This window comes from Deinococcus roseus, assembly GCF_014646895.1.
Taxonomy (GTDB): domain Bacteria; phylum Deinococcota; class Deinococci; order Deinococcales; family Deinococcaceae; genus Deinococcus_C; species Deinococcus_C roseus.
Window position 1 is genome coordinate 1 of the sequence record NZ_BMOD01000057.1, and the last position, 5,332, is coordinate 5,332.

At 49.7% G+C, this 5,332-nt stretch carries 6 protein-coding genes; 1 reads left to right on the forward strand and 5 read right to left on the reverse strand.

Annotated elements, in window-relative coordinates; translation table 11 throughout:
- From IEY52_RS26165 to IEY52_RS26175, 3 genes are all read right to left on the reverse strand, one after another.
- The coding region (locus IEY52_RS26165; protein WP_189009549.1) for a hypothetical protein at nt 1-738 on the reverse strand (738 nt) is incomplete at its 3' end.
- 558 nt (nt 739-1,296) lie between these two features.
- Nucleotides 1,297-1,794 carry a prefoldin domain-containing protein gene (locus tag IEY52_RS26170; RefSeq protein WP_189009552.1) on the reverse strand — a complete coding sequence of 166 codons (498 nt, stop codon included), beginning with the start codon at nt 1,792-1,794 and terminating at the stop codon, nt 1,297-1,299.
- A 74-nt stretch (nt 1,795-1,868) separates the two neighbouring features.
- Nucleotides 1,869-2,672, reverse strand: a complete 804-nt coding sequence (locus tag IEY52_RS26175; RefSeq protein WP_189009555.1) for a hypothetical protein — start codon at nt 2,670-2,672, stop codon at nt 1,869-1,871.
- Between the two features lie 1,098 nt (nt 2,673-3,770).
- On the opposite strand from IEY52_RS26175, the gene IEY52_RS26180 reads away from it, so the two are divergent.
- The gene (locus tag IEY52_RS26180; RefSeq protein ID WP_189009558.1) at nt 3,771-4,388 is read left to right on the forward strand and encodes a hypothetical protein; all 618 of its coding nucleotides are present in this window, start codon (nt 3,771-3,773) and stop codon (nt 4,386-4,388) included.
- 26 nt (nt 4,389-4,414) lie between these two features.
- Here the strand turns inward: IEY52_RS26180 and IEY52_RS26185 are convergent, their stop codons facing one another.
- Together IEY52_RS26185 and IEY52_RS26885 are read right to left on the reverse strand one after the other, a co-directional pair.
- A complete protein-coding gene (locus IEY52_RS26185) occupies nt 4,415-5,008 on the reverse strand; it encodes a hypothetical protein (protein WP_189009562.1) in 594 nt (197 codons plus the stop codon).
- A 107-nt stretch (nt 5,009-5,115) separates the two neighbouring features.
- Nucleotides 5,116-5,332, reverse strand: a 217-nt coding sequence (locus tag IEY52_RS26885) for a hypothetical protein (RefSeq protein WP_229684993.1), incomplete at its 5' end; no start/stop codon positions are given.

Below are 5,332 nucleotides of genomic sequence, written 5' to 3' on the forward strand. Positions count from 1 at the left end.
CTGCCAGTAATCCCGTCCATGCTGGCTGGCCTCGATCAGACGCCATAGCACCCAGCGGTAAAGGTTCACACTGGCGTCTCGCATCAGGGTGGCCAGCTGATCGGCCATTTTTTCCACCCATTCCCCCCGGGTCTGCGGAAGCAGGAATTTCCCGGATTCCAGAGCAAAAATCAGCTCTTTGGGATCCTGCGAACAGACACTACCCACAGGGGTAACGGGATTGATTTCTAACACCCCGGATAACGTATACCCTTCTAGAATTTGATATCTCATTTCCTTTTCCAGGGATTGTAGTGTCTGTTCGTGCTTGCACCTGAAGTTGTGGACGCTGGTTTTTTCGGTGAGCACTCTGGCCATGTCGCGGTACATTCCGCCATGCCAGTCCCACCAGGTGAACCGGGCTTTGCGGGTGCTGTTGGGGTCCACCACAATGGCCCAGAGGGTTCCTCCACACACAGCCTTCCCTGTGGTGGGGTTCTTGATGGGACTGGTCCAACCTTTGCGGTAGACAAGGCCTGTTGCCTGCAGAGCCGCAAGGACCTGGTAGAAGGTGGTCTTCTTGAGGCCCAGGGCATCCATCAGCAGCTCGTTTGAAGTGAAAAAGCAGTACGTCCCAATGAATTTTCTGCGGTGCTTCTGGGCATGGGCAGCAGCAAGACGACGCAGCACCTGGTAGGTGTCCTGCAAGACAGGATCCAGGTCCTGTAATCTTCCCTGGATGTGTTGGATATCCTGCACCCGCACAGGATGCAAGCTTGGAGAAAAGATCTCCCCAGTGGTGGACACTGCACCATGAGCGAGCCTGGATGCTGCAGAAGGCTTCACGGGTGACTCTGCAAGAGGTGCAGCGTCCACCACTGGGCCACCCACAGTCTTCTCCTGCATCTCCTGCAGGTGCTTCTGGGCCGCTGGACTCAGCGTTTGAAAAAAACGATTGTTCGATATAGGGGAAGTGGAGGCACCAGATTGTGCCAATGGATCTAGCATGTTTTGAGGCCTTTCTGTAAAATCAAGGGCAGTGGTGGAGTTCTAGCCCACCCGAGGCCCGCCGTAACTGTTGGAAGCAGTTGCGGCAATTTTTTTACACTTCCCACACTATACCAAGCTGCACCAAAATCAACCCCCTCCTGGGATTGAAGTCCCAAGAGGGGGGGTCTCAAAACACAAAAACCTGTGGTAAACAGCAAAAATTCCTCAAAGGGTCTTTGGGCAATCAGAGCTGATTTCAGTGAGAGTTTTGTCTACGGTAATCCTTAATACCGTAGACAAAGTGCATCTTTCAAGATTTAAAATTAATCAATGCCCTTTATTCCACTCACTTAAGAACTTTTCAAAATAAACATCCAGACCATCCTCAAAAGAAGATTGTGATTCTTTAATGGTAGCATTAGCACCTACAGTCCATCCTTTGTAAATAGTTACATTTCTCAAATTTTGATATTTTTTAGCGTAAACATCTATACTGGCATCATAAGTGTAAATCCAATTCACCCCATTGTTAAATTGAATTGGGGTTTTATTAATTAATACCAACACATCAAGCCTCAAATCACTGTCTTCGCATTCTTTATCATCTTTTAAGGCACCTATTGAAGTAAGTTTATTTTTATAGGAACTAGTAAGGTATTCTGAATATTTAGCCTGCTCAACTGCATCTAGAAGCGCACTAACCGTAACTTCACAAACGTTTTGGAAATTGCTGAGATTTTCAGCAACAGAAGACAGGCTTTGCAGAGCAAAAGATTTACCGACCCCTAATGCCAACACCAGAAAAACTACTTTAGACTTAGACATGACTCATTCTATTTTAATTCTTGTTTATTATCAATCCCGAACTCAAACAAAATTAAAATCTTATATATCAATTATCAAAAAGTTCTGCCCAAAAAAATCCCAATTCCGAGTCCCAGTAAGAGACTTAGACCCATTGCAATCAGCATCCCTTGGATGCTCACCATGGTGCTCTGCTTCTCTAGAGCCTCTGTAAGCCTCAGGTCCAGTTCTTGCGTGATTTCCTTGCGGACCTGGTCTGCAGTGGCCTTCAGCTGCCTTGTGGCGGTCTCCTGAACCTGCTTAAGGTTCTGCTCGCCACTGCTGGCCATTCTGTGAACCTGATTGATCCCACTTCTGGCCACTTCCTCCAGCTGATCCTGGCTGGTCTCTGCCAGGGCCTCGATGCCTTCCTCACTGGCTTCCACCAGTGAACGGATGTCCTCCACCAGGGTGGGGGTGTCCTCGTCCGGCTGACCCACCAGCTGCCTGACCTGCTGCTGGGTGGCCTGCACCAGGTCCCTGGAAAGGTTCTGCACATCCTTGGCCAGGGGCAGCACCTGGCTGGTGATCTCCTCCACCACCAGACGGCGCAGTGGCTCCAGCTCCGCCCTCACCGCATCCCTCAAAGGATCCGGCCTGCCCTCTCTGACCTGGGCCTCCTTCAGCATCCCCTTCACGGCCTCCGCCATGGTCGATTTCTTCCCCGATTTCGGATACATGAGTTTGAAAACACCTAGCACCAGGCTGGCCACCTCCACCGACAGCTGCCGTTCCTTTGCGGCACCCCTCGGCAAGACGCTTCCGCTCTGGCGCTCCCACTCATCCAGCACCAGACGCACCTGCTCCCGGCTTTTCCCCGTCATATTCACCAGGTCACTGGTGGTAAACGTCAATTGCATGAGTCATTCTAGCCCTGGTAAGCCTCCCAGAAAACCCCCCTCCAGCTGCAACTCCAAGGCCCGAAGAGCACACCTTAAAAAAGAGAGTCACATATTTTTGCGGCCTTGCAATTCTAACCTGCAAAAATTACCCTGGAAGTGGTGAAGGTTTGGAACCCTGAATCATGCGCGAACGAACGGGCCTGAGAATCCGTCCAGAAGCGTGAAAGCCGTGTGCATTTAACAGATGCCCGCACGGTTTGGGTGGAGGTGGAGCCTGAGAACTCCGTCTATCCACATTCCTTTCGAGGTTTGGTTTTCTGCCAGGAGCAAAGAGCCGTATGCCTGCGTAGTGCATTTACAGGAGGTATCCATTCCTCCCCCCAGTTCCCCGCTGGGTGACTTCAAGACCAGGGCTGACCGTGCCGCACAGCATGAAGCACAGTCCGAAGTGGTGGCGAAGAGATCAAAGGGCGAGCCCTGTGAAACGGGCAAAGAGAGGCTGAAGGTGCATGGAACAACGAAATCCAACACTGGGTTTCACCGCCGGACACAGGGATTTGTGGCTCTCACCTGTGTTCAGGGTTTACCCCGACTCACATCGGGTAAAGGCGGTCCTGAAAAGGACAGTGAAGTGTGCGGGACTTTCCGAAAAAGCCGGACCAGAAATGACCGGACCCTCCCTGATCGATGGTTGTGCATGAGACGTAGGGATTGCACCTGCATCAGCTTTGCTGGTGTGCCTGGGCTGCTGGTGACAGCAGAACCTTCCTCCTGTGGTGTGCGAAACCCAGAAGGAGCAGCTGAAAGAACCATTCACCGTCACGGGTGTCTGGGAGAAGGCTGGGCTAAAAGCGTGCAACAGAGGCGCCGTAGTAGTGGGGTAGGACTTCGGTCTGACAGCCAAGGGCGCCAGGTTTCTGGGTGAGCGTGGACGCATGTGGTCTGTGGAGGAGAGGCACTCAACCTTTCCGTGGAGACGACCAGAGACGGGTTCCAAACCATGATTCACCTCCTGTGGAGATTCGCAAGTTTTGCGACTCCACAGGATCCCCATTTTGAGAAAGACAAACCAGAAGGATTTTTTGTTTTCCAGACCCCATTTTTTCAGGAGGAACTGTGGCCATCAAAACCCGTTACCGCTGGGACTCTGACGATTACCGGTCCCTCATCAACGTCTGCAAGCAGGCCAACCAGTACCGCTATGGGGTCCTCTTACAGGAGGATCCTGGCCGGGAACCCCGTGGGACTGTGGTGGTGAAGGTACCGGAGGGCTGGGTGGTGCTGGCCCAGAAGGAAAGTTACCCCAGGGCCTTCAAGTTCACCCTGCAGGACCTGGAGCGGGATCCTGTGGAGCTGACCCCACTGGTGGTGAAATACCTGCCCGAGCGGGGCCGGGCCTGCCTGCTGGCCAGCAAGACGTTCCTCAGAAGCAAGCAGTACCTGGTGCATGACCTCAGCCACCGGGCCCACTACTTCAAGCAGGGAGACGGCAAGCCCCTGAAGGTCCGCAAGAGCCAGGGGGAATACTTCAAGACCATCAACCTGATCACCCGGGAGCTGATCGGCCTCAAACGCTGGATTCTCATCCCCCTGCCCACCCAGAAAGCCTACGACCGGGCGGTGAAAGGCTACGCCCTGGAGTACCTCACCAGCGTCCTCCACCTGGACCGCAAAAAAGCAGGGGAAGCCATCAAAAGATTTCTGGTTCCCCTGGAATATCTAAAAAGAGAGTAAAAACCTACAGCTTAGAGATAGAACATTTAGTCTTTACATGACACAAAATCTTTACCACAAAATTCATCTTTATTATTTATGTAATAATATGGTGCAAATAATGAATATTGGAAATTCTCATTGTAATATTCATCATCAGGGTCTTCTTTGGAAAATGTTGCTTCGATATATTTTGGAGTTAAAATATATGGGACGCCTTCAGTATTTAAACCAGGAAATAATTTTCTTGTTAAATAAAAATTCTTCAAGGGTCCATCTTCAAAAACATAACCCTCTAAAATATCTCCTAAAGTGTCATTATTTACAGTAAAAACTAATCTCGGCTTATGAGCAAAATTCAGAGTGTTTAATTTTTTACCAATCAATCTTATTTCCCAGCCATTTTTGTCTTTTTCTAAGACATTTAATTGTACCGTCTTAAAGTCTTTATCATTCAATTCAATCGTAAAAATATTAGTTTTTTCAGTAAGGGGTATTAGATTAGATGTCCTCACCATATTATGATTTTCAGGATGAGTGGCTATATCTAAGATAGAATCTTCAATGTTCGCGGGTGTAGAAGTTTGCGCCATTGAAATGCAAACAAACATAGCAGAAAACAGCAAGATGTATTTCTTCACAGAGTCCTCCTAGAGACTTAGCTATTCTAGCATTACTCCCTAAATTTTTATACTTTGCCCTAGACTAACTACCTAACGCAAGATAATTATGCTTGGCACTTAAAAAGCTACTTACTCCAGGCGAACCTGAGTTCTTCCCAGACGCCCAAGCGTTTCAACTTGGCTACAAACACAGCTCCATAGTTTGTGGAAATTTTATCGTTCTGGTCACCCAAAATGCTCAACAGAGAAGTCTGAACCACCTGCCAGTAATCCCGTCCATGCTGGCTGGCCTCGATCAGACGCCATAGCACCCAGCGGTAAAGGTTCACACTGGCGTCTCGC

Excerpts from the sequence above, each read along its gene's own strand:
- IEY52_RS26170 (WP_189009552.1), bottom strand. The coding sequence starts at position 1,794 with ATGTCTAAGTCTAAAGTAGTTTTTCTGGTGTTGGCATTAGGGGTCGGT.
- IEY52_RS26175 (WP_189009555.1), bottom strand. The coding sequence starts at position 2,672 with ATGCAATTGACGTTTACCACCAGTGACCTGGTGAATATGACGGGGAAA.